This window comes from Paenibacillus sp. CECT 9249 (assembly GCF_918697855.1).
Taxonomy (GTDB): Bacteria; Bacillota; Bacilli; order Paenibacillales; family Paenibacillaceae; genus MSJ-34.
Window position 1 is genome coordinate 51867 of sequence record NZ_CAKKLI010000001.1, and the last position, 26813, is coordinate 78679.

Genomic DNA, 26813 nt, shown 5'->3' on the forward strand with positions numbered 1-26813 from the left:
CTTCCGATTTACCCTTTAGTTCACGATGTACAGCTTTTCGATCGTAATAATTATATTTCGAGGGAAAGGGTGATCTTTGTGGAACATGAAACGGTAAAACTTTCGGAGATCGTATTGAAATGGTGTCCGGATATGTTGCCATTCCTTAAGCAAAATGAATTGAATTGCTGGATCGTCTTGCGAGACGGGATGAACATTCTCGAACCGGAAGATGCGATGGAAATTATTCAACAAAGCATTTACGAACATCAGAAAGCGGGCTGCATCCACTAAGCGGTTTTGGAAATATCGAAATCCCCCTGTCGGACCATAAGGTTCGATATGGGGGATTTTTATGTTGCTTGCACCGATAGACAAGCTTTTACAGTTTTCTGCAATTTTCCTCTGTATACGCCTGCCATTTTCCGATATAATCGAATACATGAGGAGATCGGAGGAGAACGAACGATGAACATCATATGGACACTATTATTATTGGCGATGGGGACTTATAGCGGCTCGCAGCAGCCGAGCGACAGCCCCGCTTCGATGCTTGTTACCGCATCGCTTCATTCGATCGTGCTTCAAGCGCAGCAAGGAATGGAGCCGGGCGAAATCGCGAACCTGCCTTTCAAGATCGATCCGCAATTGACGGCCCCGAAAGTGAAAGGGATTTACGTTACCGCGCATAGCGCCGGCGGGGAGCGAATGAAATCGTTATTGAACCTGATCGATACGACCGAGTTGAATTCCATGGTCATCGATATTAAGGACGACAACGGATATATTACATACATGACGGATAACGAGGAATTGAAAAAAAGCGGTACGCCCAAGCCCTACATAAGAGATATCCATAAATTAATGGATACGTTGAAGGAACATAACGTATACCCGATTGCAAGAGTCGTCGTGTTCAAGGATACGGTCACGGCGAAGAAGCATCCGGAATGGTCGTTCCGCCGCGCCGACGGCTCGGTTTGGGCGAATAACAAGAAGGAAAGCTTCGTGAACCCGTATAAGCGCGAAGTATGGGAATATAATGTGGCGATCGCCAAGGAAGCGGCCAAGCTCGGATTTAAGGAAGTGCAATTCGATTACGTTCGTTTTCCGGAAGGATTCGAGAAACGGGCGGATTCCTTGTTGTACGACAAAAATGAAAAATCGCGCGTCGACGCCGTTACCGAATTCGTCCAATACGCCAAGCAAGAGCTCGCTCCGCTCGGCATACGCGTATCGGTCGATATATTCGGTTACGCCGCCTCCGTTCCCGCCGCGGAAGGAATCGGCCAAGATTTCGTGAAAATTTCGGAGAACGTCGACGTCATTTGCCCGATGGTTTACCCGAGCCATTATACGACGGGATGGTTCGGCGCTAAGGAGCCCGATCTTGCGCCCTACCAGGTCATTAAAGGTTCGATGATCGACACGCATAAGAAGCTTGATCCGGTGGAGGATAAAAAACCGATTATCCGCCCATGGATTCAAGATTTCACGGCAAGCTGGCTCGGCAAAGGCCATTATACCAAATACGGCAAGCACGAACTGGAGGAGCAGCTCCGCGCTCTGAAAGATACGGGCATCGAGGAATTTTTGCTATGGAATGCCAACAACCGCTATACGGAAAATGTCGATTACAAGCTTATCGCCCCCGATGAGAAAGAGAAAAAGAACATGTAATGATCAAAACACCGTCAGGGCATTCGTCCTGACGGTGTTTCGTTCGCGCATATATCAGAGTCGCGAGTACCCCGTTATGTAACTGCATTAATCCATTTAGATGAGCGGATTTGGGCGCATTTAGCCCGACTAACTGCATAAATCCATCTATTTTTATAAAATAGACGTAAAATCGACGTCAACAGCCGAAAATAGTCGGATTCGATGCGTGCGCGGCTTGTTTCGTACGATTATTCGTACACCGTTGCGGGAATAGGGCTCAAATCGGCGAGTATGTATGAAATTTCGAACTAAGTCGACGGATTGGAAGTGTGAGCCGCTTGTTTCGTACGATTGTTCGCATACCTGAGCAGGATTATAGTAAAATCGAAGAAACGAGCCGGATTTGCTGGATATTTGCTCCTAAAGCGATTTTTGCCAATAAATTAATGGATTTTTGCATTTGCTCATAAACACTTTTCCCTTTTCGGCGCTGCCCATTATAACCGATTCGTCTCGATAATATATCCGGCGCCCGGACTGATTCGTTTTTTCTCGAGTATGCTCGCTTGCTTCACCGCGGGCGATTTCACGAAATGACGGTCGAGATGGGATTCCACGTAGCCGAACGCCTTCTCGTCTTCCTCCGCTGCGACCGCCAATACGACGGTTTGATCTTCCAATTCGATTTCGATTCGATATAAAAACATGGGAGGTTCCCCTTTCCGAATGGATTATTTTGCAAATCTGCGGTATCCCGACTACAATAAATAGAAAGGAGCGTGAAACGGATGTTGAACGTCGGGGCCAAAGCGCCTCTATTTAAAGCCGAAAGCACGCATGGCGAAGTGGATCTCGAGCAATATGCCGGCAAACGGCCGATCGTGCTTATTTTTTACCCGATGGACGATACGCCCGGCTGCACGAAACAATTATGCGCCGTACGCGATGCCAAAGCCCGGTACGAGGCGTACGGGGCGGTCGTTTTCGGCGTGAATCCCGGTACGATCGAATCGCATCAAGCATTCGCGGCCAAACATCGGTACGATTTCCCCCTCATCGTCGACAAGGATCACCGAATACGCAAAATGTACGGCATCGGCAAAATGTTCGGCCTAATCGCGCAGCAGCGCACGGTCTATGCCGTCGATTTGAACGGAAATATCGCTTATGCGGAGAAAGGGCTGCGGCCGACCGACGAAATTTTGCAGGCGATTGAGCGAATGAGCCCGTAACCGCTGCCGCAAACAAGCCTTACAGGCGCCATATGGCGTTCCGTAAGGCTTGTTACATTGGTGCGATTATTGCGAAAGCCGGGATGCAAGCTCGTATAACTCCATATTGAACGTCTTTTTGGTCTGGACGACCTTGTCGATGTCCGTCATTACATATTCGCCGTTAATGATGCCGCAAGCTTGGCCCGAGTAGCCTTCGATTAATTTTCTTACGGCAAAATCGCCCAACCGGCTGGCCAGAATCCGGTCGTTATGCGTCGGGCAACCGCCGCGTTGGATATGGCCGAGCACAGTGACGCGCGGCTCGATGCCGCAACGCGAAATAATGCCTTGAGCGATGTCTTCGCCGCGGCCTACGCCTTCGGCAACGATAATAATGCTGTGGCGTTTGCCGTGATCGAAGTTTTGCTTCATCCGGGCGGCAATTTCGTCAAGGCTGAACGGCACTTCCGGTACAAGGATCGTCTCCGCGCCGCTCGCCAATCCCGCATAAAGGGCGATATCGCCGCAATGGCGGCCCATGACTTCCACGATCGACACCCGCTCATGCGAGCTCATCGTGTCGCGCAATTTATTGATTGCATCCACCACAATGCTTACCGCCGTGTCGAAGCCGATCGTGAAATCGGTGCACGGAATATCGTTGTCGATCGTTCCCGGCAAGCCCATCGTTTTGATGCCGAGCTTGTTCAGCTTGTTCGCGCCTTGGTACGAACCGTCGCCGCCGATAACGACCAAGCCGTCGATGCCGTGCGACCGTAAAATATCGGCGCCTTTCTGCTGTCCTTCCGGCGTCGTAAATTCTTGGCAGCGGGCCGATTGCAATACCGTTCCGCCGCGCTGGATAATGTCGCCGACGCTGCGCAAATCCATCGGACGAATATCGTCGTTAATGAGCCCGTAGTATCCGCGTTGAATCCCAAAAACCTCTAAACCATAGAACAAACCGCTGCGCACGACCGCACGAACAGCTGCGTTCATTCCTTGCGAATCTCCTCCGCTCGTTAATACGGCAATTTTTTTGACTGCTGACATCTGATTTCCTCCTATAATATCAATTACATATATTTACGTATCCAAAGGCTGTTGGACCAGAAAAATAGTCTAGTCACCGGACTGTTCTGCATCAATCGCCTGGAGACGGTTTTCACATCCCGTTGCGAGCTGACTTTCGGGTCGGACAAATATAACGCGAGAAGCCCTTCAATAATCATGCGGTGAAAACGCGGAGCCGGCAGGAACGCCACATCTTGAATGGCCCGGTCGACGATATATACGATTCGATCCACAAGCGTATCGGTCTTCTCGTAATAATTGCAAAAATTCAAGTCGCCGCCCACCCGGTCTTCTTCCTGGTCGATTAAATAATCGAGCATAATATGCAGGCCGCAGACATGCGGGAAATAACAATCTTTGTACTGCCGCGCGGCCGCTTCGTCGAAATCGGGATCGGCCGCCGCTTGAAACAGAAAAAACACGCCCAATGTCGAACCGGTCGCCGCGGCGAATTCGTTCCAAAACAAATGAGGAGCTTTCTGGCGATGCGTCTCCCACCAGCGCAACAACTCGGGTTCGCGCAAATCATGCCGAATATGCTTATACACTTGCAAATCGACATATAGGCCGACCAATTCCCGGACGTACGGCATCACATGACGGTACGAGGGCAGCATGGCGATGCAGCGGCGGCATGTCTGGACGAGGCGCTGCAAATACCCGCCGTCGTCGCGTTCGGCATGAAACTCGTAATAATCGCAGAGCGAAGCGTCCGGATCAATCGCGTCCAGCATCGATTGATGCATGCGGCGGAAATCGACCGGATCCATCGACGTGCTGCGGTCGCATAAATTGTCCAAATAATCGCTTATCGTTTGAAATGCGACAATAAGAGGGATAAGAATGTTACGCTCGTCCAAACGGGCGGAGGCATAAACGGCCCCTCCTTGGCAATGGAATTGCTTCGTCGCGATACTGGCAAGCGCCTGTTTGCGCAGTTCGGGATCGGGAATCGATGCGGCGTCCTGCCGGACTCGATCGAGCTCCGACCGCACTTCCGGCAAAATATGCTTGTAAACGCGATACATCAGCGCAATCGGATTTTGCGGAACTTGGCGACGGGTAGCTTTAACGTTCAATGATGAGTGCCTCCACATTTTGAATTAGAGGTGATCACGATCTTCCTCTTATTATATTACGATCCTCGGCATAGCACAAATTGTCGGTCCTATTCCCCCGCCCGGAAGCGGCCGTTCCGCGCTTACCGGTGAATTTTGGCGGCAACGTCCTGATTGACGCGGTACCAAAGATGCAAATCGTTGATGCAGCTTGCCAGTTCCGCAATTTCCGAATTCAACCGGCACGAAGTCGGGAAATCCTCTTCTTCGTACAGCAAAGCCTGTTTCTCATTAATGATACGTTCCAGTTGGGCTACCCGATTCGGTATGCGCCCCCGTATCACTTCCCACTTATATATAATATCGGAACGCTCCTTCTCGGAATATTGCTCCCACTCCATATGGAGAACCGGAAGCGGAATTCCTAGGCGTTCGTCGGTTTGAAACGCATAACTCATATCCTCTCCGCCTTTCGCATACATTCCATGTTTTACTCTATCATTCCGCAGTTCTGAAATCTACCCCTGTAAAAGTGACAAATTTCCGCCATCGAGACTGCGGGACATGGTATACTATAGTTATTATTTTTTATGATTATAAGGGAACGGGTCTACTTTGAATGTCATCTGCGTCACAATTCGCGATAAGCCTTCAGATACGGGCATAGCCCGCCTTGTTCATCATGATCAATATGGCTTTCATTACAAGCGGCCGTCTCGGCGCTTCTCTTTTTTTAAGGGCGGCGCGATCGGAATCGCTTGTCATACGAAAGGAGCATCAAGCTTTGTCACAGCCATCATTGCAGCAGCACACGGACGCCCGAATCAAGAGCGGCGGCGCGCCGGAAACGTATTGGCTTAGCGCCTTCATGTTTTCTATTTTTATGTCAACATCGCTCGTGACCAATTTTTTCCCTCTATATTACGACCGTCTCGGATTTTCGAGCGTTCAAATCGGCTTTCTCTACTCGCTCGGCCCGCTTGTATCCATCTTCTCCAACCTGTTATGGGGACTCGCGAGCGACCGGTACCGGACGATCAAAAAGGTGCTCATCCTGCTCTTGGCCGGCCAGCTGCTGATGGGCGTTCTTTTGAGCCAATCGACCGCTTTCGCCGTCGTATGTATCGTCATCATGCTGTTTTATTTTTTCTTCTATCCGATCTATCCGTTATCCGACAATTTTGCGATATTGACGATGCAGCGTTACGGCAAAAGTTTTATCGGCATCCGCGTCTGGGGCTCGATCGGCTTCGCTTGCGCATCCGTCATCTTCGGATTTCTGTTCCAGCAGTTCGGTTCGCATACGACGATCTGGGTGAGCATCGCGCTGTCCGCCATTTCGCTGTCCATCGTCTTTACGGTCCAAGATAAAAGCGGATCGGCCAAAAAGGTGGAGTTTTCAGGCCTGCTCAACGTATTGCGCCAACGCGAAGTGATCTGGTTTTTCGCGTTTATTCTATGCCTTGCGATAGCCCATCGTATGAACGAGGCATTCTTCTCTTTGTCGCTCCGCCACCTCGGGGCGAACGAAAGCGTCATCGGATGGTCGCTGATGGTTTCCTCGCTTAGCGAAATACCGATCTTTCTTCTGCTGAACAAATACGGCCAAAAGTTTAAGGAATTGCCGTTGCTTGCTTTCGCCGCCGTCATGTATGGCCTCCGTTTTTTGCTGATGAGCCTGACGCAAGATCCGTACCGGGCGATTGCCATACAATCGATGCATAGCGTCACGTTCGGAGTCGCCTATTTCACTTCCGTACGATATATTACGCAAATTATTCCGATCGAGTACCGATCGACGGGCTTGGCCCTATACACCGTGATGTGGTCCAGCGTATCCGGATTGATCAGCGGCATGTTCGGCGGCGCGCTGTACGGTGCCGTCGGTAAGGATACGTTCTATTCGACGGCGATGGTGCTTGCATTCCTGGCCGCGGCCGGGTTTATGGGACGCCACTTGTTTGCCAGGGAAAAAATATAATCGGATTATTCTTTTCAATTCGGTTTCAGCAGGGTATAATGAGAGTACATTTTAGGACCAAGTAATAAAAGGCGGGGAAACGATGAATTTTGAAGAGTTAAAAACGATTCTGCAAGGACGCAGAAGTATACGCAAATTTACAGACAAGGCGGTTTCCGTTGCGGATATCGAAGACATCATCGATTGCGCGCGTTACGCCCCGAGCGACACGAACTCGCAAACTTGGGAATTTGTCGCCGTCGTCAACCGGGATACAATTCGCCGGATCGAGGAAATGACATGGGAACAGCTTCATCTGCGCGCCGCTCAAGCCGAAGCGAGAGGGCTCGGTCGGGAAGCGAAGCTGCTGACGAAATCGTTCGGCCCTTATGCGACGGCATTCTCCGACGCTCCGGCGCTGATCGTTTGTTTGGCAACGCCGTATACGTCTAAATTTCGCGATCGAATATTCGATCCGATCGGTCTCGTCGACGAAGCGGTTTGGCTCGAGGAAGGGATCAAAAGCAGCTGTCTGGCCGCGCAAAATTTGATGCTTGCCGCCTATGCCAAAGGGCTCGCCACCTGTCCGATGACCGGTCCGGTATTGCTGGCGGAACCGCAGCTCAAGTCGTTTTTGAACATTGAGGACGATCGCCAAATCAATATGGTCATAGCGCTCGGTTACCCGGCTATTCACCCGGACAAGCTGCCGCGCAAGGAAGTAAGCGAAATTTTAAAAATTGTCGATTAATTGCGGGTTCCCCGTCGGACGAATGAGTCGGCGGGGATTTTTATCGCCGCTTCCGCCGGGCGGATAGAACAAAAATAGCTCCCAGAATATCTGAGAGCTATTTCCCGATTGCTATGACACTATTTATAAGCGGGCCCGGTTCACCCGGAGCTGTTTCTTATAACTTAATGACGTTAGCAGCTTGAGGTCCGCGGTTACCTTCTGTAATTTCAAATTCAACCGATTGGCCTTCTTCTAAAGTTTTGAAACCTTCGCCTTGGATCGCCGAGAAGTGAACGAATACATCGTCTCCGCCTTCTACTTGGATAAATCCGTAGCCTTTTTCAGCGTTAAACCATTTAACTGTTCCTTTCAAATGAACAACCTCCTAAAAATATCGCCATCTATGGCGAATATCAATATTATACCTCTATTTCCCATGAAAAGCAATGGTCCTCCGCGATTATTTATAACGGCCTTGTCCGCCACGCTTGCCGATGCGGAGCATTTCATCCGAGCCGGGTATAAACGGAAGGGCGCTCTTCATCCGGTTGACCCGATGCCCCGCCGAGACCAGCTCCTCCGCGAGCGATTCCAATCCGGGATACGTCTCCCACCGGAGCGACAAAAGCGGATAAATCCGCACTTCGCCGTCGGGCCTGCATACCCGTACCAATTCCCGTACCGCCTCCCGGTGAAATTGCTCGCCGAATTGATCCGCATACAGAAACAAGAAATGGCTGCACAACACGAGCGAAAACGAATCGTCCGCGAAGGGCAGTTCCGGCAGCGCGGCCGCGACATAGGCCTTGGAACCGGACGTTCCCCTGCCGTCCCCAACAGCCGCAACGTCCGGCTTATAATCTTCATGAAATATCCGGGCGGAACGCAACCGGCCTTCGCGGTGCTTGTCAAGGCTTCCGTAGTAGCTCCAATCGTATTGCTCACGAATCCGGCTCAATTTGGCGGTCGATTCTTCAATTTCCCGCAGCGTCTCGCTCTGAAATTGGTCTGCGTCGCGTACGTACGACGGGTCGGCGGCTACCGCTTCATAACCGCGCCGGTTCGCCTCCGCCGCGAAGGAGGAAGCTCCGCCCGCGACATCTAATATAGGGCCTTGGCTCAAATCCGTCTCCCGCAGCGCGAACATGCTCGCATACTCGTCAAACGAGCGGCATGTCACCGCAACGCCGACTTGCTCATACTCTCGCAATTTTCCCATGCTCATCTCTCCTCTTCTTTTCTCAACTCAACTCTGCTCAGCCGGCCCGGATCCTCGCTTCGGTCGCCGATTCCGGTCCGCTCATTTCAAAATACCATTTTCTATCCGATTCATCAATCATAAAACCGCGAAATTCATTTGCTTTCCTACTTAGGGTGAGTTATCATTTTACACAAAAAGAAATGATCGATTCGAGTTCGGGAAACGGAGTGCCTGTTATGATCAAAAAACATGAAATATATAAAAAAGACAAATGGAACATGATGACCGTCGAAGTGCAGGGCAAATATATCGTTTTGCGGGAAATATCGGATCAATGGGGCGAGGAATGCCATACGTTTCTAAGCCGGCCCGCGTTAATGCAATGGGCAAACAACCGGTTTCCGAAGGAAGAGTTTAAGGACCGTCCGCAAGAATGGCAAGACATCATGGACGCCTTCAAACAAGTATAACCGCGTGACGAGAGGTGAGTTCGTTGGATAACAGTACTACTCTAATCATATTTATCATTTTGGCTTTTTCGCTCGGCGCCGTCGTCGTCATGAAGAAAGATTCCATTCCGCCGCAGATGCGGCGCGGAATCTCGATTATCGCTTTGGTGCTGGTCGCATTCGCTTTTTTTCTTATCGTATACAGCTTTTTGAATGCAGGCGCCGGAAATATTTGATAAATCTCGGCTTGCCGGGTCATACTATGGACAAAATTGTACATAGGAGATTCCAGTGCGCCGAACCATTTATCTATTGCTAGTCGTTAGCTTGTTGCAAAACGGGTTGCCCTCGGCCGCTCGCGGCGAAACCGCCCAAGACCGCATCGAACCAAATTTAAGGAGGATATCTATGAGCCAAGTCCTGAAACGTACAGAAGTGCCGGCGGAACACCGCTGGAAATTGGAAGATTTGTTCGCGAATCAACAAGAATGGGATCAAGAATATCAAATCGTCAAAAAATCGCTTGGGAAAATCGCCGAATTTCAAGGCAAGCTGTCCGATTCCGAAGCCGTCAAACAATGCTTCTCCTTGGAAGACGATATATCGCTTCATACGGAGCGTTTGTACGTATACGCCAATATGCGGCATCACGAGGACACCGCGGAACCTACATATCAAGCGTTGTCGGATAAAGCGAAAAGGTTGAGCGTCGAAGTAAGCGAGGCATTATCTTTTATTACCCCGGAAATTATTGGGCTGTCCGACGAGAAACTGGATTCATTCATTAACGATCCTTCTCTTAGCGAATATAGGCTGACTTTAACGGAAATGAAGCGGCAAAAAGCGCATGTATTGTCCAAAGCGGAGGAAGCGCTGCTCGCGCAAGTCGGCAATATGTCCCAGGCGCCGAACACGATATTCGGCATGATCAATAATGCGGACATGAAGTTTCCGAAAGTAAAAAACGAAGAAGGCAAGGAAGTCGAGCTGACACATGGCAGCTACATTCAATTTTTGGAGAGCCGCAACCGCGAGGTGCGCAAAAATGCGTTCCAGGCCGTTTACGCCACCTATGCCAAGCAGAAAAACACGATCGCCGCAACGCTAAACGCGAATGTAACGAAAAATATTTTTTACGCTCGTGCGCGCAAATATCCTTCGGTGCTTGAAATGTCGCTCTTCGGCGACAATATTCCGAAAGAAGTTTATACGAATTTGATCGATACGATCCACGATCATTTACCGCTGCTGCATCGCTATATGAAACTGCGCAAGAAGCTGCTGAAAGTCGACGAATTGCATATGTACGACCTGTTCGCCCCGCTTGTCGAGGAATACAAGCTCGATATTACTTATGAAGAAGCGAAGCGAACGGTCAAGGAAAGCCTGAAGCCGCTCGGAGACGATTACTTGCAGCACTTGCAGGAGGGATTCGACGAGGGCTGGATCGACGTATACGAGAACGAAGGCAAACGAAGCGGCGCCTACAGTTGGGGCGCCTATGGCACGCATCCGTACGTGCTGCTCAACCATAAAGACAATTTGAACAGCATGTTCACGCTGGCGCATGAAATGGGTCACGCGCTTCATTCGTATTATTCCGATACGAATCTCGGCTATCGCGACGCGCAATATACGATTTTCCTGGCAGAGGTCGCCTCGACGCTGAACGAAGCGCTGCTCATGGACTATATGCTGAAAAAATCGGACGATCCGAAAGCGAAGCTGTATTTGCTCACCTATTATGCGGACCAATTCCGCACAACGGTGTTCCGCCAAACGATGTTCGCGGAGTTCGAGAAAATCGTTCACGAACGCGTTGAGCAAGGCGAATCGCTGACGCCGCAGGAACTGTCAAAAATCTATTACGATTTGAACGTGAAATATCACGGCAGCGAAATGACGGTCGACAAAGACATTGAAATGGAATGGGCGCGCATCCCCCATTTCTATACCAGCTTTTACGTGTATAAATACGCTACCGGCTTCTCGGCGGCGACCAGCTTCGCCAAACAAATTTTGGAGGAAGGCGCCCCGGCCGTGGAACGCTATCTCGGTTTCTTGAAGAGCGGCGGCAGCGACTATTCGATCAATATTTTGAAACGCGCCGGCGTCGATATGTCCACGCCGGAACCGATTCGCGAAGCAATGGGCGTATTCGAGCAATTGATCGAAGATATGGAGAATTTGGTGCAATAATGTTTCGAAACGGTTGCCCTATCCGCGAATTCCCGTTCGCGGATAGGGTCTATTTATGATGAAAACCGTATTCGTCAGGCTTGCGGTTATGATATAATGAACACATTCAACCATATTCGCGCACGTAACGCGGCTAGCGGATGAAATTCGGTCCCTTGTCTTCCGGCAAGGGATTTTATGCGACAGGAGGCATGGTTATTATGAGAATTCAATGGTCATTGCTTGCGGGATTGATCTTTGCGCTCATTACGGCGGTATTCGCCGTCATCAACGTCGAACCGGTTCGGGTGAATCTGTTGTTCGGCAACGTACAGCTCCCGCTTATACTGCTCATATTGGGCTGCACGCTGCTGGGCGGCGTGATCGTCGGGTCGTACGGCATTTTTCTGCAATATAAGCTGCAGAAAAAATGGAAGCTCGCGGAAGGGAAATTGCAGCAAGTTCTGGAGGCGACCGGTTACAGCTTCCCGGATGAGCAATCGGACGAACATCCGAAAGAGCAATCGGACGAAGAAGCAGAACAGTCCAAGAAGGAGAAGGGCAATGAATCCGCAAATGAATCGTGAATACATACTATCGTTTCTGGAAGAAATATTGAACATACCGAGTCCGACCGGCTATACGAAACGGATTATGGAACGGATCGGCGCGGAAGCCGAGCGGCTCGGATTTGCAGCCGAAATGACGCATAAAGGCGGAATCATCGTGACGGTGCCCGGGCGGGACCATGCAGGGGCGCTTGGATTGACGGCGCATGCCGACACGCTGGGCGCGATGGTCCGCTCCGTGAACGCGTCGGGAACGCTGCGTTTAACGCCTGTCGGAGGCTATATGATGCAATCCATTGAGAATGAATATTGCCTCATTCACACGCGCGACGGCAGAACGTACACAGGCACGATCTTAACGTCGCATCCTTCCGTGCACGTCTATACGGACGCCCGCGACTTCAAGCGCGAGGAAGCGAATATGGAAGTTCGAATCGACGAACCGGTCCGCACCAAGGAAGATGTCGCAAAGCTTGGCATTCGGCCGGGCGATTTCATCTCATTCGATGCGCGCGCCGTCCTGCTCGGGAACGGCTATATTAAATCGCGCCATTTGGACGACAAAGCGAGCGTTGCCGCCATATTCGGCTTGTTGGAATCGATTCGGCGCGAAGGTTGGACGCCGGCGAGAACGTTGCGGGCGATCATTACGAACTACGAGGAAATCGGGCACGGCGCCTCCTATATTCCCGGGGAAATTACCGAACTGATCGCCGTCGATATGGGCGCGATCGGCGACGATTTGACGACGACGGAACTCGATGTTTCCATTTGCGCCAAAGACTCTTCCGGACCGTATGACTACGATATGGTCAGCCGCCTCGTCTCGCTGGCGGAGCAAGACGGCATCCCCTATGCCGTCGATATATATCCGCATTACGGCTCCGACGCTTCGGCCGCGCTGCGGGCCGGACATAATATCCGCGCCGCCTTAATCGGGCCGGGGGTGCACGCTTCGCATGCGATGGAGCGGACGCATATTCAGGCGATCGCCAATACGGCGCGCCTGCTTGCCGCCTACGCGCAAGAGGCGTAATGGAATTATCCGCAGCGACTCGGCGGCGCAAAGCCGGACGGCGGATGGCATTGGCCGTTGCGGCTTGCTTGCTCGCGACGCTTAGCCTGATCCGGGCCGATACGGAGCCCCCTCGCAATTATACGTACGCGGGTACGACCGCATCGAACGGAGTCCGCCTCCATTATATGAGAACGACGCCTGACCGGATCGAGCTTCAAGCGGTCGCCGCGAACGTTGCCGAAACGATATCGTATGGAATCAACGGCGGCTTTTTCTATGAGGGCGACATTCTCTCCATCGCCGTACAAAATCATAGGCCTGTTAAGGGGGAGCCAGGCCAATACGGCTCCGGTTAGTTCAACGTCAAATATGCCCGCGGAACCTTGGTATGGGATGCCGCAGCCAATCGGCTATCGGTTCAGGCTGTCCGTTCGGCCGACGAACTGCTTGTCACCGATCAAGCGAATTATTGGGCGCAGGGAGGCGTCAGCATGAATTTGCAAGATGAAGCATCCTGGACCGGCGAGGCGGCGGCGCAAGCGCTGCCTCTGGCCGACAGCCTCCACATGCGGTCAGGAATGATATATGACGAGGCCGGATCTCTGTACTTGATCGTCTCCCCTACCCCATGCACCGCCGAACAATTCCGAACCGCCATCCTGGAACGAATCGCCCCGGATCTTGGCAAAGAAGGCATATTCCTCGACGGCGACGGTTCCTCGCAAATGCGCAGCGCGGAAATATCGCTTCCGGGCGATCTCCGGGAGGTCTATCAGATGATTGCAGTGAAGTGATGGTGCTGGACGATTATTTATAGCATTTCCGGGCCGGCCGCGGCATGTTAACGGTTCGAAAATCCGTTAATTCCGAAAATCGACTGAAATTTGAAAAATAAGACCTTGGAAATCCGTTAAATGTAACGACACCGTCCCAGCTAGCAAAATTCAATGCAACGCCAGTGGAATAATTGGTATCCTCTACCGCCAACGTCGCTCTCCCGACTATTTGGATTGCGCGATCTTTTCCGCCAATTCGTTTAAATACGTCCAGCGCTCCATCAGTTGTTCCAGCTTCTGTTCCTGCGACTCTTGTTCTTCCACCAGCTCTTGCAGCCGGACGGAGTCGCTGAACGACGCCTCCATCTGTTCCGCAATATCGCGCAGCTTCTGTTCCGTCTCCTCAATCCAGCCGTCGATTTGTTCGAAATCGCGCTGTTCCTGATAGGTAAAGCGCAGTCGTTCCTGCTTTTCCCGCTCTTGACGGGAAGGTTTGCCGTTTGGCGCACCGGCCGACGCTTTATCGGATGGCACCGCGTCCGCCGCAAGTTTGCCGGCATATTGTTCATATTCGCTATAATTGCCGACATGCGTTCGCAGAACCCCGTCCCCCTCGAAGGCGACGATTTTATCGACCGTACGGTCCAAAAAGTACCGGTCATGCGATACGACGAACACAACGCCGGGAAACTCGTCCAAATAGTCCTCCAACACGGCGAGTGTCTGAATGTCCAAATCGTTCGTCGGCTCGTCGAGCAGCAGCACATTCGGCGCGCTCATCAATACCCGCAACAGTACTAACCGGCGTTTCTCGCCGCCCGACAATTTGGCGATTTTCGTCCATTGCATCGTTCTCGTAAACAGAAACCGTTCCAACATTTGCGCTGCCGTAATGACGGATCCGTCCGCCGTATGGACGACTTCGGCCTCCTCCTGTACGTATTCGATCACGCGCAAGTTCTCGTCCAGTTCCTGATGCTCTTGCGAGAAGTAGCCGAGCTTCACCGTCGGCCCGATCGCAATCGAACCGCTATCCGCCGGCATGGCGCCGGAGATCATGTTGAGCAGCGTCGTCTTGCCGCTTCCGTTCGGCCCGACGATGCCGACCCTGTCGTCTCTTACCGCGATATAACTGAAATCGCGAATTAACGTCCGATCGCCCGCCTTCTTGGACAGATGCTCGATTTCGATTATTTTTTTGCCGAGCCTGGATGAAGCGACAGAGACGTCAAGCGTATCGGTTCGATGGGCGGTCTCTTGGGCTTGCAACTGTTCGAAGCGGTCGATGCGGGCTTTCTGCTTCGTCGTTCTCGCCTTCGCGCCGCGGCGTATCCATGCCAGCTCGTTTCGCAGCAAATTTTGCCGTTTCTGCTCGGACGCCGCTTCCCGCTCCTCCCGTTCCGCCTTCAGTTCGAGAAATCGGGTGTAATTCGCTTCGTAACTGAACATGCGCCCATGATCCAGCTCCAGCATCCGGCCAGCCACCCGGTCCAAAAAGTATCGGTCATGCGTAATCATGAGCAGCGCGCCTTTGCGTTTCTGCAAATATTGCTCCAGCCAAATGACGGAGGCGTTATCGATATGGTTCGTCGGCTCGTCCAATATGAGCAAATCCGACGGCTGAATAAGCGCCGCGGCCAGAGCGACCCGCTTCCGCTGTCCGCCCGACATCTCGCCGACCCGCGCGTCAAAACGGGTTACGCCCAGCTTCGTCAGCACGGTCTTCGCTTCGCTCTCCAACTGCCAAGCGTCATAGCGGTCGATTTCACCGCTCCAATAAACCAATCGCTCCTGCAGCGCTTTGTCGTTTTCATTCAATGCGAGCAATTCCAACGTCTCCGTATATTCGCGCACCGCGCGCATTTGCGGCGAATCGCCTTGGAACACTTGCCGCAGGACGGTCGCCTCCGGATCGAATTGCGGCTGTTGCGGCAAATATTGAATGCGCACCCGATTTCCTACGGAAATTTGACCGCTGTCGGGAGGCTCCAAGCCCGCAATCACTTTCAAAAACGTCGATTTTCCCGTTCCGTTCACTCCGATAATGCCGATCTTCTCTCCCTCCGCTATGCCGAAGGATACGTCTTGGAACAATATTTTGTCGCCATAGCTTTTCGATATATGTTCGATCGTCAATAAGTTCATATTATAATCCCTACTTTTACTTGAATAAAGTCGTATTCTCTCATTGTAACATAAACGGGACAACGCAAAAAACCTTGACTTCAGCCGGCGGAAGCCCGGTTAGGTCAAGGTTGGCGCGCGATGCCGTTATGCTTTCTCGCCTACCAATTTATGCAGCGTAAGAATTTGCCACGCATTGCATACGACGAGCGGAACGAGCATGTACACAATATATTCGATACGATTGACCGATAACGAAGGAAGCAGTTCCAGCGTCGTAATAACGATCATAAAGAAGAGCGTCGGCAAGATCGCGTGCTTGTTGGTGAGCCGGACCTTCCAATAGGTGACCGCTACGGCGACAAGAAGAATGACGAGCGGCAGCCAAATATAAGCTCCAAGGCTTTCCTCTCCGCTCGAGAACTTTTTCAAACGGATGTAGAACAGGTCGAACAACGTCAGCACGATAAAAAAGATTTGGATAAAATTCCACGCTTTTAGCCGGTTGCGCAAAATGCCGATAATATAAAATCTGCCGAACAAAAAAGCGATAAAACCGATTACGCTAATTAACGTAATGGTCGCAACCCCCAAAAACAGCGAGGAAATTTCATATTTGCTTATTTTATCGTCCAGAAAAATAAACGTCGGATCGATCGACCGCAGCAAAGCCCACACCAAAACGCCCGAGCCGATCCCGAGCGCCATCGTCGTCCAAAACAGATAGAACATTTTTTTGATCATATTCCGTCAAACCCCGCATCTCATTACAATCAATAATTTTGTTAAAATTGCAAAACTTTGAAACCTAGCAATATGACCAATGCGAGTGCGACGACTAAAATCACCCAAAAAACGGCGGTCGGCTGTTTTCTGCGCAAGCGGCCCATAATCGCCTCCATCATGCCGATCGCCACAATCGCCAACAAGCCTTTGATTACGTACATCAGCGGGAATTTCAACATTACGAGCATACCGATTCCCGACACGAGCATAATCAAGTAAAAAATTTTCAACAAAATTCCGGTAACCTTTTGCCGTTGAAAGATGCAGCTTAATAGAAACAGCACAATCAATATGGCCCACGAACCTGCGTGAGATTGATAAAAAATATTAAACATATTCATTTTCCCCTCCATTCTGGCGTCAACAACATATCCGTTATTCCCTGCAATTGGTACGGATATCCTGATTGTACGTTTCCATGCACCGAAAAGCAATTCTTTAGGACAAAATTATACATATTGTTCACAAAACCGTTTCATTCCGTCCGCGCCGCAATGATTTTCGTCACAGCATCGGTCCGGGCGCTTTCCTTCTTCCGCCCCCTTTTGTGGAAATCCCTTTTGCTCAGGTTAAGGATTAATCTCCCCACACCAATTTCTCCGAATCCCTCATAACCCAGTTCTATTAAATTGTTAGTGACAGAGCTTAAACAACCTTTCGTGGGGAAATTTGATTTCCGGCACGCTGCCAATAAAAAAACGCCTGACGGCGTCCTTTCAATCGTATTCTCGCTTACTGGATTTTCGTTCGATAATCGCCGCTGCGGTTCAACTCCGCGGACAATTTGCGGATGCGGGCAAGCCAGTTCTTCCCCGAGACGTTCCGTTGAAAGGCGGAATGGAATCGCTCCGCATAAGTTTCCGTGTTGTCGTAACGATCCAGCGCATGCAGGACTGGCAAATATTCATTGACGATCCGCAGCGCATCCTCTGCGGAATGCCCGTAGGCAGACATGAGATCGTTAACGATTCCTTGTTCGTAATAATCGAGTTGTTCGTATGCCTTTTCGCCCGGTTGCATGGTACTCCCACCTTCCGTATTCGAATAGATAATATCCCGCTATGTGTAAACAAGGCGATAACGCCTCGCTGCAAAACGCGATTTGATTGCCTAATTGTAGCGTATCCAACTTCCGATGATTTCTATCCCTTATAATTTGATCGTAGAACCAACGGTCGTCTTTGCCCGACAACTGGCCCATTTTGACAATCGCCCCGGTATCGTTGTCCGCCATCGGTCCGATGATCAAATCGGGATGATCGGTTCCGCACGGATCGGATGAACGATCCGTATTGACGCGATGTCTGTATATAAATCGCGCCCACTCGATGGAATCGCCCATGAAAACAAGCATTCGAGGCGATAATTCCCGCAAACGGGCCGCATCGATGGCGATCTTCAATACACACGGCTTCATATCTATTGTATCATCGAAACCCATTTTCTGTACAGTTTGGAGCGCCCAAATTTCCGCCTGCTCCAAACTGATCGTCGTGTACAAGGCCGATCCGAAATCGCGGTTCGGCAGCCATTTCTCCGAGTTGAGCAGTTTGGCTGCGAAAGACTCGAGATAAACGGACGACGTCCCGTGATATACGTATTTTTGAAAACGAAATTCCGTTTGCGCTTGATTCACGACTCCCGTCCCCTCACCCTAGCAAATCCCATTTCTATTATATTACTAGATTTATAGCAATATTATCCTTTTATGAAGGTTGCGTCAATGATCGGAGCCGTTAGATCAACACGCCGCAAACGAATCCGATCAAGCCGCCAAGACACGAACTTACCGCGTTGACCAAATCGTTGTTCAACCAGCGGGCTCCGCGCACAAGGACGGTCGGCCTGCCGCAATGGTTCCGGCGCTCGACCGTCCTGCCGCATGTTTCGCAGCGGAACATCGCCTGGCAAGCGGCGCCCAAGAGCGAATCGGCGAATGCGCCGCATGTGCCCGCGATCGCCCCGGCATAAACGAACGATAAGCGGAACGCATCCCCGTATTCGAGCCAGATCAGCGCATCGGCAATCGTGCCGATCCATATTCCTCCGAGAACAGACGCCGCCGTGCCTAACGCCGATATTCCTCCCGTCGTGCCTGTAGGGATCGGCTTCCAAGTAAGCACCGAGCGCGGCCGTGCCCGGCTTAAACTCCCGACTTCGGTCGCCCATGTGTCCGCGTTTACGGTCGCCATCACGCCGATGAACGCGAACAGCCAGCCCGGATGAGGGAATAAGGCGTACACAACGCATAACACCATGCCGATGCCGCCGTTTGCGAGCACTTGCCCCGCGTCGCGCCTTCCCGTCTTTTCGTATGCGGCTTCATAACGCTCTTTCTTTCGTTTTTTCCATTTGGACAGAAGGGTGGAAGAGATGAAAAAAGCAAGGAGCGTCCCGAACCAAACGAGACTCCCTGCCGCGTAATAAACCGTTCCCATCACAACTGCCGCCATCGCGCCGGACCGGGAGAGTGCATGCTTCCAATAAGCGGCGCCAGAAACCGCCAAACTGCAGGCGAAACCGATCAGCCAAGTTGTCATCGCGTCTCCCCCTTATTTCATCATACAAGCGCCCAGCCGTTCGCTCCCCCAATACAGTTCGAACTTGTCTCCGGCTTGAACGCGGCCGACCCCGGCCGGCGTTCCGGTAAAAATCAAGTCCCCCGCTCCGATGCCGTAATGCCCGGCGATATAATCGATCACCGTCTGTACGCTGAAAATCATATCGCGAGCGTTGCCGCGCTGCACTTCCTCACCGTTGAGCCGCAGCGTGAAATCGGTCTCGTTTAACCGATCGATCCCGGGGAACGAGATGAACGGCGTAACCGGGGCCGAATTCATAAATCCTTTCGCCGCCATCCAGGGATGGCCTTGTCGCTTCAATTCCGTTTGGACGTCGCGCAGCGTGAAGTCGATGCCGAGCGCCAGCCCGTCGATCAGTTCGTCCGCTCCCGCCCCGGGGCGGTAATCGCGGGCAATACGGATAACAAGTTCCGCTTCGTAATGCACTTCGCCGCGGTCGTACGGCAAGACGATCTCCGCCTGGTCAAGCGGAACGACCGCATGAGTCGGCTTCATAAAGATCATCGGCTGCTTCGGCAGTTCGTTGCCAAGCTCGGCGGCGTGCAGTTTGTAGTTTCTTCCGACGCAATATACGTTTCGAATCTGTTCCATATGTTATGTATTCACCTTTCCTGTCCCGATCGACCCCCGCTGCCGCAGAAGGGATCTAGATCTGCTGTTTTATCGGCCGCTGTCGCTTAAGGCAACAATCGTTCCGTCATCACGCACTTTGGCGCCGAATGAAATGTCGGACACGCGCCGCAGCAACGCTTTTCCCGTCTCCTCGTCCATCGGCACCGCTTGCCCCAATTCGGCATGGTAAGGGGTCAGCCTGAGCGAGATGTTCCCGTCTTTCGAGCATTCCGCATGCATAATCGCCGTTTCCCATGTTTTCGGGTGGGATGATTTCGTAAAAATAAAATTGCCCAAGCTATAGGCGATCCATTTGCCTTTATACTGCTCGAACCCTTGCAACACATGCGGATGGCTGCCGATAATCAAATCCGCTCCCGCGTCGATATACTGATGGGCAAGCGTTTTTTGAAATTTATTGGGCAAATCTTTCTTTTCCTCGCCCCAATGCACCATGACCAGCACGATATCGGCCTCTTCCTTCGCCGCGCGGATCGCCTCGACCGCTCGGGTCGAATCGTACGTCTCCGCAACGCCGGGGCGCTTGGCGCTCGCCTTCCAGCTTACTTCCGGCACGACGCGCGAAAAGCCCAGCAGCGCGATCTTCATCCCTTTCCGCTCGAAATAAACGGGACGGAATGCGCTATCCGCGTCTTTCCCCGCTCCGACATGCTTGATGTCGGCTTCGTCCAACGCATCGATCGTATCGAACAGCCCTTCGACTCCTTGGTCCAATATATGGTTGTTGGCCAAATTGACGGCGTCTACCCCCGCTTCGGCCAATGCGGGAATCGCTTTGGGCGACGATTTGAACACGAACATTTTATCTACGGCCGGCGTGCCGCGTTCCGTCACCGGCGTCTCCAAATTAACAACGGTTAAATCGTCTTGTTGAAAAATCGGCGCCACATAGCGGTACGGATAATCGTATCCATGCTCGCGCATCAGCTTGTCGATTTTGCCCGAGAGCAGCACGTCGCCGGTAAACGTTAGTTTGATCGGCTCGTCTTCGGTTTCGGCCTCTGCCGCCGGCGCTTCCGATTCGCCGGACGGTTCGTCGACCGCTCCGCCGAGTTCTTCTTCGGCTTGCCCGGACGGCGGGCCGGAACTGCCTTCCGCCTGCGGGCCGTTCGCGCCGGAGCCGGAAGGATGCTGCGTCGGCAAGGCATTGATGCCGTCGCTGCGTTGCCATAAAAAGACGGCCAATATGACGATGAGAAAGATCATCGACAGATTCAGCAAGAGCAGCTTGCGAATTTTGCGTCTCTGCCTTTGTTTTTGAAGCCGGAACGCTTCCGAACGGGATCTATACATGGCATCTCCTTATCTCTCAATGGATAGAAAGCATATTATTTCCATTATACCAGTATTGTCCCGATAAATAGAACACCCTCCGATATTGCCGAGCGATAAATTTTAATCATGCGTCCACGTACGCTTAAGCGTTCGCCCGTTCCGCCGCTTGTTTCACCGCCTGCTCCGCCGTTTCTTTCGCCGTACGAATACAATCGGGCAAACCTACGCCCTCGTATCCCGCGCCGGTAATGTAGACGCCGGGAAGCGTCCCGCTTAATTGCGAACGGAAAGCGGCGAGAGCTTGAACATGTCCCACCGGATATTGCGGCATCGAACGCCGTAATCGTGTCACTTCCGTAAATAGCGGCTCCGCCGTCAAGCCCATAATATGGCGCAAATCGTTGCGCACGAGCGCAATCAGCTCTTCGTCCGGCAGATCGACGTAGTGCTCCTCGCCGTCGCGGCCCACATAGCAGCGCAGCAGCGCCTTGTCGTCGGGACTCGTATGCAGCCATTTGGCCGACGTCCATGTACAGGCCGTAATGGCCGGACCTTCGCCCCGCGGCACGAGCAAGCCGCTGCCGTCCAACACTTGGGCGATGTCCTCCCGCTCGAAGGCCAAGACGACATTAGCGACGGACACGTAATTGATCCGCTGCAACGTATCCACATCGAGATGCGGCGCCAATAACGGCGCGGTTACAAACGCGGGCGTCGCGGCAATCACAGTATCCGCCTCGAGCCGGCGTCCGTCGTCCAGTTCAAGGCGATAGCCGCGCCCCTCCTCTTCGGATAATGGCTGCAGCTTCTCTGCCGCGGTATCGGTCCATAACCGAACGGACGATGCCGACAACTCGCGTATCAAGCCGTGCACGATGCTTTGCAGCCCTTGGCGGAACGTCAAGAACACCGTTTTCTTGGCGATTTCCGGCTGGCCTTCCGGGATCACAGGTTTTTGCCGATTGATCCTCGTTCCTTGGATTAGACTGCCGTATCGTATTTCGGCTTCTTGGAATTGCGGGAACGTCGCCTGCAGGCTGAGCTTATGCGTATTGCCCGCATAAATGCCGGCGAGCAGCGGCTCGACAATATTTTTCAACACTTCGCCGCCCAGGCGGCGGGTAATAAACGCTCCGAGCGATTCGTCCTCCGGTCCGTTGCCGGAATCCGAAGTGCGCGCCGGGATGAACAAGTCCATTAAAGCGCGCAGCTTGCCAGGCAGCGAGACGAGATCGCTTTGCATAAACGGGCCGATTTCCGTCGGAATGCCGAGCACGAGTCCCGGAGGCATTCCTCGAAGCTTCCCTTCATGCCAAATATACGTTTTTTTCGCTTCCGGATTCGTTGCGACCAAATCATGCTCAAGCTCGAGATCCCGCGCGAGGTCGATCATCGCTTGTTTGCGCGCCAGGAACGAATCCGGGCCTTTCTCGATCACGAAGCCGTCGCGATGCAGCGTGTTGATTTTGCCGCCGAGCGCACTCCCTTTTTCCAAGAGCGTAATTTCGGCCGCAATCCGATGCCGTTTGCAATATTGATTGATATAAAAAGCGGAGGTTAATCCGCTGATTCCTCCGCCGATGACGACAAAACGATGCGCTTGCTCCGCCATGGTCTACTCATTCCCTTCCCATTGCTGCCTTACAACATCGGCCAACGTCTCCATATATAACGGATCGGTGTTCAAAGACTCCGTCCGCGCAAATTTGATGCCTAACTCTTTTGCCATTGCCTGCGCTTCGATATCAAGATCGTACAGCACTTCCAAATGGTCGGAGACGAACCCGATCGGGGCAACGAGAATGTTTTTCGTCCCCTCCTTGGCGAGCGCGCTCATCGTATCAAGCACGTCCGGACCGAGCCACGGCGTTGCCGTTCTTCCGGCGCTTTGCCACGTAAACTGCCATTGCGGCAACCCGACTCGATCCGCGATGAGGCGGGACGTTTCCAATAGCTGCTCCGGATAGGGGTCGCCCATCTCGACAATTTTCTCCGGCAAACTATGTGCGCTGAACAGGACGCGAACTTGATCGCGCGCCTCCCCTTGCCGCTCGAATTGCTGCAATGAATGTTCGACCCGCCGCGTCAGCGCTTCGATCAGCTTCGGATGGTCGTGATAGCTCTTCACGAACGATATTTTCAATCCGAGTTCGTCCGCCTTCGTCTGGGCCCGCTGGTTGTACGCCCCTACGCTCATGACCGAATAATGCGGCGCAAGCACGACGCCAACCGCCTCGCGAATACCGTCCTTCACCATGCGCTCCACGCCGTCTTCAATAAACGGACTGGCATGTTTCAAGCCCTGGTAGCAAACGAATTGTACGTCTCCTTCCCCCCGCCCGCGGTTTAACGTTTCCTCCAAAGCCGCAACTTGCTTGTCCGTATTTTCCCTTAACGGAAAAACGCCGCCTACGATCGCTTCATAACGGTCCGTTAGCTCCTGCAGCTGCTCGGGGGAAGGCTTATTTCCGTGCCGAATATGAGTATAGTAATCTTCGATCCGATCCATGCTTTCCGGTGTGCCGTACGACATTACCAGTACGCCGATTTTCGTATGCGCCATTTCCATCCCTCTTTCTTTAGTTTTGTTTCAAAGCCGTTTCCGAATAAGTATGAACATATGCCGTCAGTTCCCGCAATTTGTCCAAGGACGCTTCCGGGAACAAGCCATGACCCAGATTGAAAATAAATCCCGGCTGCTCGACGCCTTGATCGATAATGTTCCGCGCATGCTCTTCGATGACAGATTGAGGCGCGGTTAAGACGAGCGGATCCAAATTGCCTTGCACGGCAAACCGGTTGTCCAATCTCCGCCGCCCTTCCCGAATCGACACGCGCCAATCCAGCCCGATCACGTCGGCCTCAAGCTTCCGCAAGGACGGAAGCAATTCGCCCGAGCTGACGCCCGGAAAATAAATTTTCGGCACGTCCAAATGCTGCAATTCCGTAAAAATCCGGGTAATCGTCGGCAAAACATAACGCTCGAAATCATGCGGAGCCAATGCGCCGACCCAACTGTCGAACAATTGGAACGCTTTGCCGCCCGCGGCGACATGCGCCCGCAAGTATTGGATCACCATATCGCCGAGCTTGTCCATGAGCGCAAACCAAATGTCCGGCGCGCCGTACATCATTTCTTTCGTACGAATATAATTCCGGGACGGGCGCCCTTCGATCAAATAACTGGCAATCGTAAACGGAGCGCCGGCGAACGTAATGAGCGGGACTTGGAGTTCTCGATCCAATATGCGTATCGTCTCGATGACATGTCCCAAATCTCCTTCCACATCGATCGGCCGTAAATTGGCGACATCCTGCGCCGAACGAATCGGATTATGTATGACAGGTCCGATATTGGCTACAATATCAAAATCAACGCCTAGCGAAGCAACCGGATTCATAATGTCGGAGTATAGTATCGCCGCGTCGACGCCTAATTTGTGGACGGGCATTAGCGTAACTTCCGCGGCCAGTTCAGGCTGGCGGCATATTTCGAGCAAGCTGTATTTTTCTTTGATTTTACGATAGTCTGGATCGTATCTGCCGGCCTGACGCATGTACCATACCGGAATTTTATCCACCGTTTGTTTGCCGCAAGCGCGAATAAATCGATCGTTATAAGCCATTCGTCGTACCTCTTTTCTTTATTTTGCACCTCGTACCATTTCCCTAAAATACATTATGCCTATTTTCCGATCCCCCAACAACATGAATAAGCCTGCTTCCTTTGACAATCTTGTGACGGATATCACAAACGCCTTGGAAAGATGAAGTCGCAGACTGTGATATAATATAATTATCGTCATGATCAGTCAACACGGAAAGGAAGTGGCGGTCACTTTGCAAAGATGGAAGCTCAATTTGATCGTATTATGGTTCGGGCAATTTCTCGTCATGGCTGGGATGACGATGATTATGCCGTTTTTATCTTTATATTTGCAGGAAGATCTCGGGCTGACCGATTTGCATGAAATCGGGGTATGGTCCGGTATTATTTTTGCGGGCAATTTTTTTACTTCATTTATATTTCAACCGCTGTGGGGGAAATTGGCGGATAAATACGGGCGCAAAATTATGCTGCTCCGGTCCGGATTCGGCATGTCCTTCGTTATGGTGCTCATGGGATTTGCGCAAACGCCGTTGCACCTGCTCATTCTGCGCATGCTCAACGGAACGATTTCCGGATTCAATCCCGCCGCGATCTCGCTCGTTTCGGCCACGACTCCGAAGGAGAAGATGGGCTTCGCGATGGGCATTATGCAATCCGGCGCGGTCTCCGGCACCATTCTCGGCCCGTTTATCGGCGGGGCGCTCGCGGATGCCGTCGGCTATCGTCCGATCTTTTACATAACGGGGGCGCTTTTGTCTCTAGCCTCATTATTGGCTCTATTGACGGTAAAAGAATCGTTCGACCGCGAGAAAGCGGCGCATAAACCGCAAATATCGGTGATGGCGGGATTTGCCCAGCTCAGCAAAGTGAAGCCTTTGATGGCATTGTTGGCGGTTACGTTTCTCATTCAATTCGCGATGCAGGGACCCGCTCCTTTGATTCCGATCTATGTGCAGCAATTGCACGGCTCGAAAGAAAATCTCGCGCTGCTCGCCGGCTTTGTCAGCTCGATTACCGGGATGTCCAACATGGTAGCCTCGCCGCTGCTTGGCAGATGGAGCGATAAAATCGGGGCGCATAGAATATTGACCTTCTCCTTGATCGGCGCGGCCGTGACGATTATTCCGCAGGCCTTCGTCGGGGCCGTCTGGCAGCTGTTGATCGTCCGCTTCCTGCTCGGCGTCTTTATGGGCGGGCTGCTTCCGACGGTCAATTCGCTCATCCGCAAATATACGCCGGACGGGATGGAAAGCCGGGCATACAGCTTTAACAGCAGCACGCTGAGCCTCGGCAATATGGTCGGCCCGATCGTCGCCGGAGCGTTGTCCGGCTGGATCGGCATCCAGGGCATCTTTATTATGTCCGGCGTGTTCCTGCTGCTAAACGTCATCTGGGTTCGCATGACGCTGTACGGGAAACATAGGATGGCGAAGGAGGGGTGACGGGTGGGGTCGAATCATTCGATCTGATTGGGCGGCAGGTACTAAGCATGCCGCGGCAGGTTGATGCGGTGAGTCACGTTGCGATGCGTAGCGGTGCGAAACGTTGCGGTGCGGTGTGATGGTGCTGTGATACGCGAGTGTGGTGCGCTAACATTGTGATATATCGCCACCTTCCGGCAGGTGACGCGGACATACGTTCCTCTATTTGCCAATGGCGTTGCATTAAATTTAAACCGGGTTGGGATGATGACTCGGCATAGGGATGACAAAATGTAGCCGAAATATCATACAAAACGAGCGGCGTGTGAGTTCAGTCCGTCGATTATGTTCGAAATTTCATACAAAAAAAAGTCGGGTTTGTGTTCTATTTGCCCAAAACAGGCGTTAATGGCCTGTTCGGGGACACACATTCCGCTATTGCCTAATTTGAGGCCAACTCGGCGCGGTTTGGCAAAAATAGAGGATCGTCGGTCCGCGCAGGCCTATATGT

30 protein-coding genes are annotated in these 26813 nt (G+C 52.2%); 13 read left to right on the forward strand and 17 right to left on the reverse strand.

All coding sequences use genetic code 11. The features are described 5' to 3' along the window. The first annotated feature begins 78 nt into the window (after positions 1–78). Both LQ229_RS00265 and LQ229_RS00270 read left to right on the forward strand, forming a co-directional pair. Positions 79–273: a hypothetical protein gene (locus LQ229_RS00265; protein WP_216537831.1), complete on the forward strand. Its 195-nt coding sequence runs from the start codon at positions 79–81 to the stop codon at positions 271–273. A gap of 174 nt (positions 274–447) precedes the next feature. After that, on the forward strand, positions 448–1659 hold the full coding sequence (locus LQ229_RS00270) for a putative glycoside hydrolase (protein ID WP_216537830.1): 1212 nt from the start codon (positions 448–450) through the stop codon (positions 1657–1659). Between the two features lie 479 nt (positions 1660–2138). Here LQ229_RS00270 and LQ229_RS00275 read toward each other — a convergent pair whose 3' ends face one another. Continuing rightward, positions 2139–2348, reverse strand: a complete 210-nt coding sequence (locus LQ229_RS00275; protein WP_216537829.1) for a DUF3906 family protein — start codon at positions 2346–2348, stop codon at positions 2139–2141. A gap of 81 nt (positions 2349–2429) precedes the next feature. Between LQ229_RS00275 and LQ229_RS00280 the strand changes: the two genes are divergently transcribed. Further along, a complete protein-coding gene (locus LQ229_RS00280) occupies positions 2430–2873 on the forward strand; it encodes a peroxiredoxin (protein ID WP_230190652.1) in 444 nt (147 codons plus the stop codon). A gap of 66 nt (positions 2874–2939) precedes the next feature. On the opposite strand, the gene pfkA is transcribed toward LQ229_RS00280, so the two are convergent. The 3 genes from pfkA to LQ229_RS00295 form a co-directional block, all read right to left on the reverse strand. Then, on the reverse strand, positions 2940–3908 hold the full coding sequence (gene pfkA, locus LQ229_RS00285) for a 6-phosphofructokinase (RefSeq protein ID WP_216537827.1): 969 nt from the start codon (positions 3906–3908) through the stop codon (positions 2940–2942). Positions 3909–3931: 23 nt separating this feature from the next. Continuing rightward, positions 3932–5026: a tetraprenyl-beta-curcumene synthase family protein gene (locus tag LQ229_RS00290; protein WP_216537826.1), complete on the reverse strand. Its 1095-nt coding sequence runs from the start codon at positions 5024–5026 to the stop codon at positions 3932–3934. A gap of 104 nt (positions 5027–5130) precedes the next feature. Next, positions 5131–5445 carry a hypothetical protein gene (locus LQ229_RS00295; protein WP_230190653.1) on the reverse strand — a complete coding sequence of 105 codons (315 nt, stop codon included), beginning with the start codon at positions 5443–5445 and terminating at the stop codon, positions 5131–5133. Positions 5446–5678: 233 nt separating this feature from the next. On the opposite strand from LQ229_RS00295, the gene LQ229_RS00300 reads away from it, so the two are divergent. Together LQ229_RS00300 and LQ229_RS00305 are read left to right on the forward strand one after the other, a co-directional pair. Then, complete coding sequence (locus LQ229_RS00300) at positions 5679–6968, forward strand: MFS transporter (protein ID WP_230190654.1); 1290 nt, start codon at positions 5679–5681, stop codon at positions 6966–6968. A gap of 82 nt (positions 6969–7050) precedes the next feature. Further along, complete coding sequence (locus LQ229_RS00305; protein ID WP_216537824.1) at positions 7051–7698, forward strand: nitroreductase family protein; 648 nt, start codon at positions 7051–7053, stop codon at positions 7696–7698. A gap of 157 nt (positions 7699–7855) precedes the next feature. On the opposite strand, the gene LQ229_RS00310 is transcribed toward LQ229_RS00305, so the two are convergent. Both LQ229_RS00310 and LQ229_RS00315 read right to left on the reverse strand, forming a co-directional pair. Next, positions 7856–8053: a cold shock domain-containing protein gene (locus LQ229_RS00310; protein WP_216537823.1), complete on the reverse strand. Its 198-nt coding sequence runs from the start codon at positions 8051–8053 to the stop codon at positions 7856–7858. Positions 8054–8140: 87 nt separating this feature from the next. Beyond that, on the reverse strand, positions 8141–8899 hold the full coding sequence (locus LQ229_RS00315; protein ID WP_216537822.1) for a methyltransferase domain-containing protein: 759 nt from the start codon (positions 8897–8899) through the stop codon (positions 8141–8143). Positions 8900–9117: 218 nt separating this feature from the next. Between LQ229_RS00315 and LQ229_RS00320 the strand changes: the two genes are divergently transcribed. The 7 genes from LQ229_RS00320 to LQ229_RS00350 all read left to right on the forward strand — a co-directional run bounded on the left by LQ229_RS00320 (position 9118) and on the right by LQ229_RS00350 (position 13889). Further along, positions 9118–9351, forward strand: a complete 234-nt coding sequence (locus tag LQ229_RS00320) for a hypothetical protein (RefSeq protein WP_216537821.1) — start codon at positions 9118–9120, stop codon at positions 9349–9351. A gap of 23 nt (positions 9352–9374) precedes the next feature. Beyond that, the gene (locus LQ229_RS00325; protein WP_216537820.1) at positions 9375–9566 is read left to right on the forward strand and encodes a hypothetical protein; all 192 of its coding nucleotides are present in this window, start codon (positions 9375–9377) and stop codon (positions 9564–9566) included. Positions 9567–9738: 172 nt separating this feature from the next. Further along, positions 9739–11529: an oligoendopeptidase F gene (gene pepF / locus LQ229_RS00330; RefSeq protein ID WP_230190655.1), complete on the forward strand. Its 1791-nt coding sequence runs from the start codon at positions 9739–9741 to the stop codon at positions 11527–11529. A gap of 200 nt (positions 11530–11729) precedes the next feature. After that, a complete protein-coding gene (locus LQ229_RS00335) occupies positions 11730–12095 on the forward strand; it encodes a lipopolysaccharide assembly protein LapA domain-containing protein (protein WP_216537818.1) in 366 nt (121 codons plus the stop codon). Next, on the forward strand, positions 12073–13113 hold the full coding sequence (locus LQ229_RS00340; RefSeq protein WP_230190656.1) for a M42 family metallopeptidase: 1041 nt from the start codon (positions 12073–12075) through the stop codon (positions 13111–13113). The genes LQ229_RS00335 and LQ229_RS00340 overlap by 23 nt, the downstream gene beginning before the upstream one ends. Then, positions 13113–13451: a hypothetical protein gene (locus LQ229_RS00345; protein WP_230190657.1), complete on the forward strand. Its 339-nt coding sequence runs from the start codon at positions 13113–13115 to the stop codon at positions 13449–13451. The genes LQ229_RS00340 and LQ229_RS00345 overlap by 1 nt, the downstream gene beginning before the upstream one ends. A gap of 27 nt (positions 13452–13478) precedes the next feature. After that, positions 13479–13889, forward strand: a complete 411-nt coding sequence (locus LQ229_RS00350) for a hypothetical protein (RefSeq protein WP_230190658.1) — start codon at positions 13479–13481, stop codon at positions 13887–13889. A gap of 207 nt (positions 13890–14096) precedes the next feature. Here the strand turns inward: LQ229_RS00350 and LQ229_RS00355 are convergent, their stop codons facing one another. The 11 genes from LQ229_RS00355 to hemE form a co-directional block, all read right to left on the reverse strand. Then, entirely contained in the window at positions 14097–16016 is a 1920-nt protein-coding gene (locus LQ229_RS00355) for an ABC-F family ATP-binding cassette domain-containing protein (protein WP_230190659.1), read from the reverse strand. 126 nt (positions 16017–16142) lie between these two features. Beyond that, positions 16143–16739: a KinB-signaling pathway activation protein gene (locus LQ229_RS00360; protein WP_216537815.1), complete on the reverse strand. Its 597-nt coding sequence runs from the start codon at positions 16737–16739 to the stop codon at positions 16143–16145. Positions 16740–16780: 41 nt separating this feature from the next. Beyond that, positions 16781–17116 carry a DUF1516 family protein gene (locus LQ229_RS00365; RefSeq protein ID WP_230190660.1) on the reverse strand — a complete coding sequence of 112 codons (336 nt, stop codon included), beginning with the start codon at positions 17114–17116 and terminating at the stop codon, positions 16781–16783. Between the two features lie 397 nt (positions 17117–17513). After that, entirely contained in the window at positions 17514–17801 is a 288-nt protein-coding gene (locus LQ229_RS00370; RefSeq protein WP_230190661.1) for a hypothetical protein, read from the reverse strand. After that, on the reverse strand, positions 17743–18417 hold the full coding sequence (locus LQ229_RS00375; protein ID WP_230190662.1) for a DUF3990 domain-containing protein: 675 nt from the start codon (positions 18415–18417) through the stop codon (positions 17743–17745). The genes LQ229_RS00370 and LQ229_RS00375 overlap by 59 nt, the downstream gene beginning before the upstream one ends. 100 nt (positions 18418–18517) lie before the next feature. Beyond that, on the reverse strand, positions 18518–19321 hold the full coding sequence (locus tag LQ229_RS00380) for a DUF92 domain-containing protein (RefSeq protein ID WP_230190663.1): 804 nt from the start codon (positions 19319–19321) through the stop codon (positions 18518–18520). A 12-nt stretch (positions 19322–19333) separates the two neighbouring features. Then, a complete protein-coding gene (locus LQ229_RS00385) occupies positions 19334–19954 on the reverse strand; it encodes a fumarylacetoacetate hydrolase family protein (RefSeq protein ID WP_216537810.1) in 621 nt (206 codons plus the stop codon). A 69-nt stretch (positions 19955–20023) separates the two neighbouring features. Beyond that, complete coding sequence (locus LQ229_RS00390) at positions 20024–21289, reverse strand: CapA family protein (RefSeq protein ID WP_230190664.1); 1266 nt, start codon at positions 21287–21289, stop codon at positions 20024–20026. A 124-nt stretch (positions 21290–21413) separates the two neighbouring features. Further along, positions 21414–22883 (reverse strand): protoporphyrinogen oxidase, encoded by a 1470-nt coding sequence (gene hemG, locus LQ229_RS00395; RefSeq protein ID WP_230190665.1) that lies wholly within the window; start codon positions 22881–22883, stop codon positions 21414–21416. A gap of 3 nt (positions 22884–22886) precedes the next feature. Continuing rightward, positions 22887–23834 (reverse strand): ferrochelatase, encoded by a 948-nt coding sequence (hemH, locus tag LQ229_RS00400; RefSeq protein WP_230190666.1) that lies wholly within the window; start codon positions 23832–23834, stop codon positions 22887–22889. Positions 23835–23850: 16 nt separating this feature from the next. Beyond that, the gene (gene hemE / locus LQ229_RS00405; protein ID WP_216537806.1) at positions 23851–24897 is read right to left on the reverse strand and encodes a uroporphyrinogen decarboxylase; all 1047 of its coding nucleotides are present in this window, start codon (positions 24895–24897) and stop codon (positions 23851–23853) included. Positions 24898–25075: 178 nt separating this feature from the next. On the opposite strand from hemE, the gene LQ229_RS00410 reads away from it, so the two are divergent. Beyond that, positions 25076–26323, forward strand: a complete 1248-nt coding sequence (locus LQ229_RS00410) for an MFS transporter (RefSeq protein WP_230190667.1) — start codon at positions 25076–25078, stop codon at positions 26321–26323. The last annotated feature ends 490 nt before the right edge of the window (positions 26324–26813 follow it).

What these genes read in the sequence shown, in the direction of transcription:
- LQ229_RS00305 (WP_216537824.1), top strand. Translation starts at nt 7,051, where the DNA reads ATGAATTTTGAAGAGTTAAAAACGATTCTGCAAGGACGCAGAAGTATA.
- LQ229_RS00345 (WP_230190657.1), top strand. Translation starts at nt 13,113, where the DNA reads ATGGAATTATCCGCAGCGACTCGGCGGCGCAAAGCCGGACGGCGGATG.
- LQ229_RS00380 (WP_230190663.1), bottom strand. Translation starts at nt 19,321, where the DNA reads ATGACAACTTGGCTGATCGGTTTCGCCTGCAGTTTGGCGGTTTCTGGC.
- LQ229_RS00355 (WP_230190659.1), bottom strand. Translation starts at nt 16,016, where the DNA reads ATGAACTTATTGACGATCGAACATATATCGAAAAGCTATGGCGACAAA.
- LQ229_RS00365 (WP_230190660.1), bottom strand. Translation starts at nt 17,116, where the DNA reads ATGTTTAATATTTTTTATCAATCTCACGCAGGTTCGTGGGCCATATTG.
- LQ229_RS00410 (WP_230190667.1), top strand. Translation starts at nt 25,076, where the DNA reads ATGATCAGTCAACACGGAAAGGAAGTGGCGGTCACTTTGCAAAGATGG.
- LQ229_RS00315 (WP_216537822.1), bottom strand. Translation starts at nt 8,899, where the DNA reads ATGGGAAAATTGCGAGAGTATGAGCAAGTCGGCGTTGCGGTGACATGC.
- hemH (WP_230190666.1), bottom strand. Translation starts at nt 23,834, where the DNA reads ATGGCGCATACGAAAATCGGCGTACTGGTAATGTCGTACGGCACACCG.
- LQ229_RS00370 (WP_230190661.1), bottom strand. Translation starts at nt 17,801, where the DNA reads ATGCAACCGGGCGAAAAGGCATACGAACAACTCGATTATTACGAACAA.
- LQ229_RS00340 (WP_230190656.1), top strand. Translation starts at nt 12,073, where the DNA reads ATGAATCCGCAAATGAATCGTGAATACATACTATCGTTTCTGGAAGAA.
- LQ229_RS00360 (WP_216537815.1), bottom strand. Translation starts at nt 16,739, where the DNA reads ATGATCAAAAAAATGTTCTATCTGTTTTGGACGACGATGGCGCTCGGG.
- LQ229_RS00275 (WP_216537829.1), bottom strand. Translation starts at nt 2,348, where the DNA reads ATGTTTTTATATCGAATCGAAATCGAATTGGAAGATCAAACCGTCGTA.
- LQ229_RS00320 (WP_216537821.1), top strand. Translation starts at nt 9,118, where the DNA reads ATGATCAAAAAACATGAAATATATAAAAAAGACAAATGGAACATGATG.
- hemE (WP_216537806.1), bottom strand. Translation starts at nt 24,897, where the DNA reads ATGGCTTATAACGATCGATTTATTCGCGCTTGCGGCAAACAAACGGTG.
- pepF (WP_230190655.1), top strand. Translation starts at nt 9,739, where the DNA reads ATGAGCCAAGTCCTGAAACGTACAGAAGTGCCGGCGGAACACCGCTGG.
- pfkA (WP_216537827.1), bottom strand. Translation starts at nt 3,908, where the DNA reads ATGTCAGCAGTCAAAAAAATTGCCGTATTAACGAGCGGAGGAGATTCG.
- LQ229_RS00300 (WP_230190654.1), top strand. Translation starts at nt 5,679, where the DNA reads ATGGCTTTCATTACAAGCGGCCGTCTCGGCGCTTCTCTTTTTTTAAGG.
- hemG (WP_230190665.1), bottom strand. Translation starts at nt 22,883, where the DNA reads ATGGCGGAGCAAGCGCATCGTTTTGTCGTCATCGGCGGAGGAATCAGC.
- LQ229_RS00390 (WP_230190664.1), bottom strand. Translation starts at nt 21,289, where the DNA reads ATGTATAGATCCCGTTCGGAAGCGTTCCGGCTTCAAAAACAAAGGCAG.
- LQ229_RS00270 (WP_216537830.1), top strand. Translation starts at nt 448, where the DNA reads ATGAACATCATATGGACACTATTATTATTGGCGATGGGGACTTATAGC.
- LQ229_RS00280 (WP_230190652.1), top strand. Translation starts at nt 2,430, where the DNA reads ATGTTGAACGTCGGGGCCAAAGCGCCTCTATTTAAAGCCGAAAGCACG.
- LQ229_RS00295 (WP_230190653.1), bottom strand. Translation starts at nt 5,445, where the DNA reads ATGAGTTATGCGTTTCAAACCGACGAACGCCTAGGAATTCCGCTTCCG.
- LQ229_RS00335 (WP_216537818.1), top strand. Translation starts at nt 11,730, where the DNA reads ATGAGAATTCAATGGTCATTGCTTGCGGGATTGATCTTTGCGCTCATT.
- LQ229_RS00385 (WP_216537810.1), bottom strand. Translation starts at nt 19,954, where the DNA reads ATGGAACAGATTCGAAACGTATATTGCGTCGGAAGAAACTACAAACTG.
- LQ229_RS00290 (WP_216537826.1), bottom strand. Translation starts at nt 5,026, where the DNA reads ATGTGGAGGCACTCATCATTGAACGTTAAAGCTACCCGTCGCCAAGTT.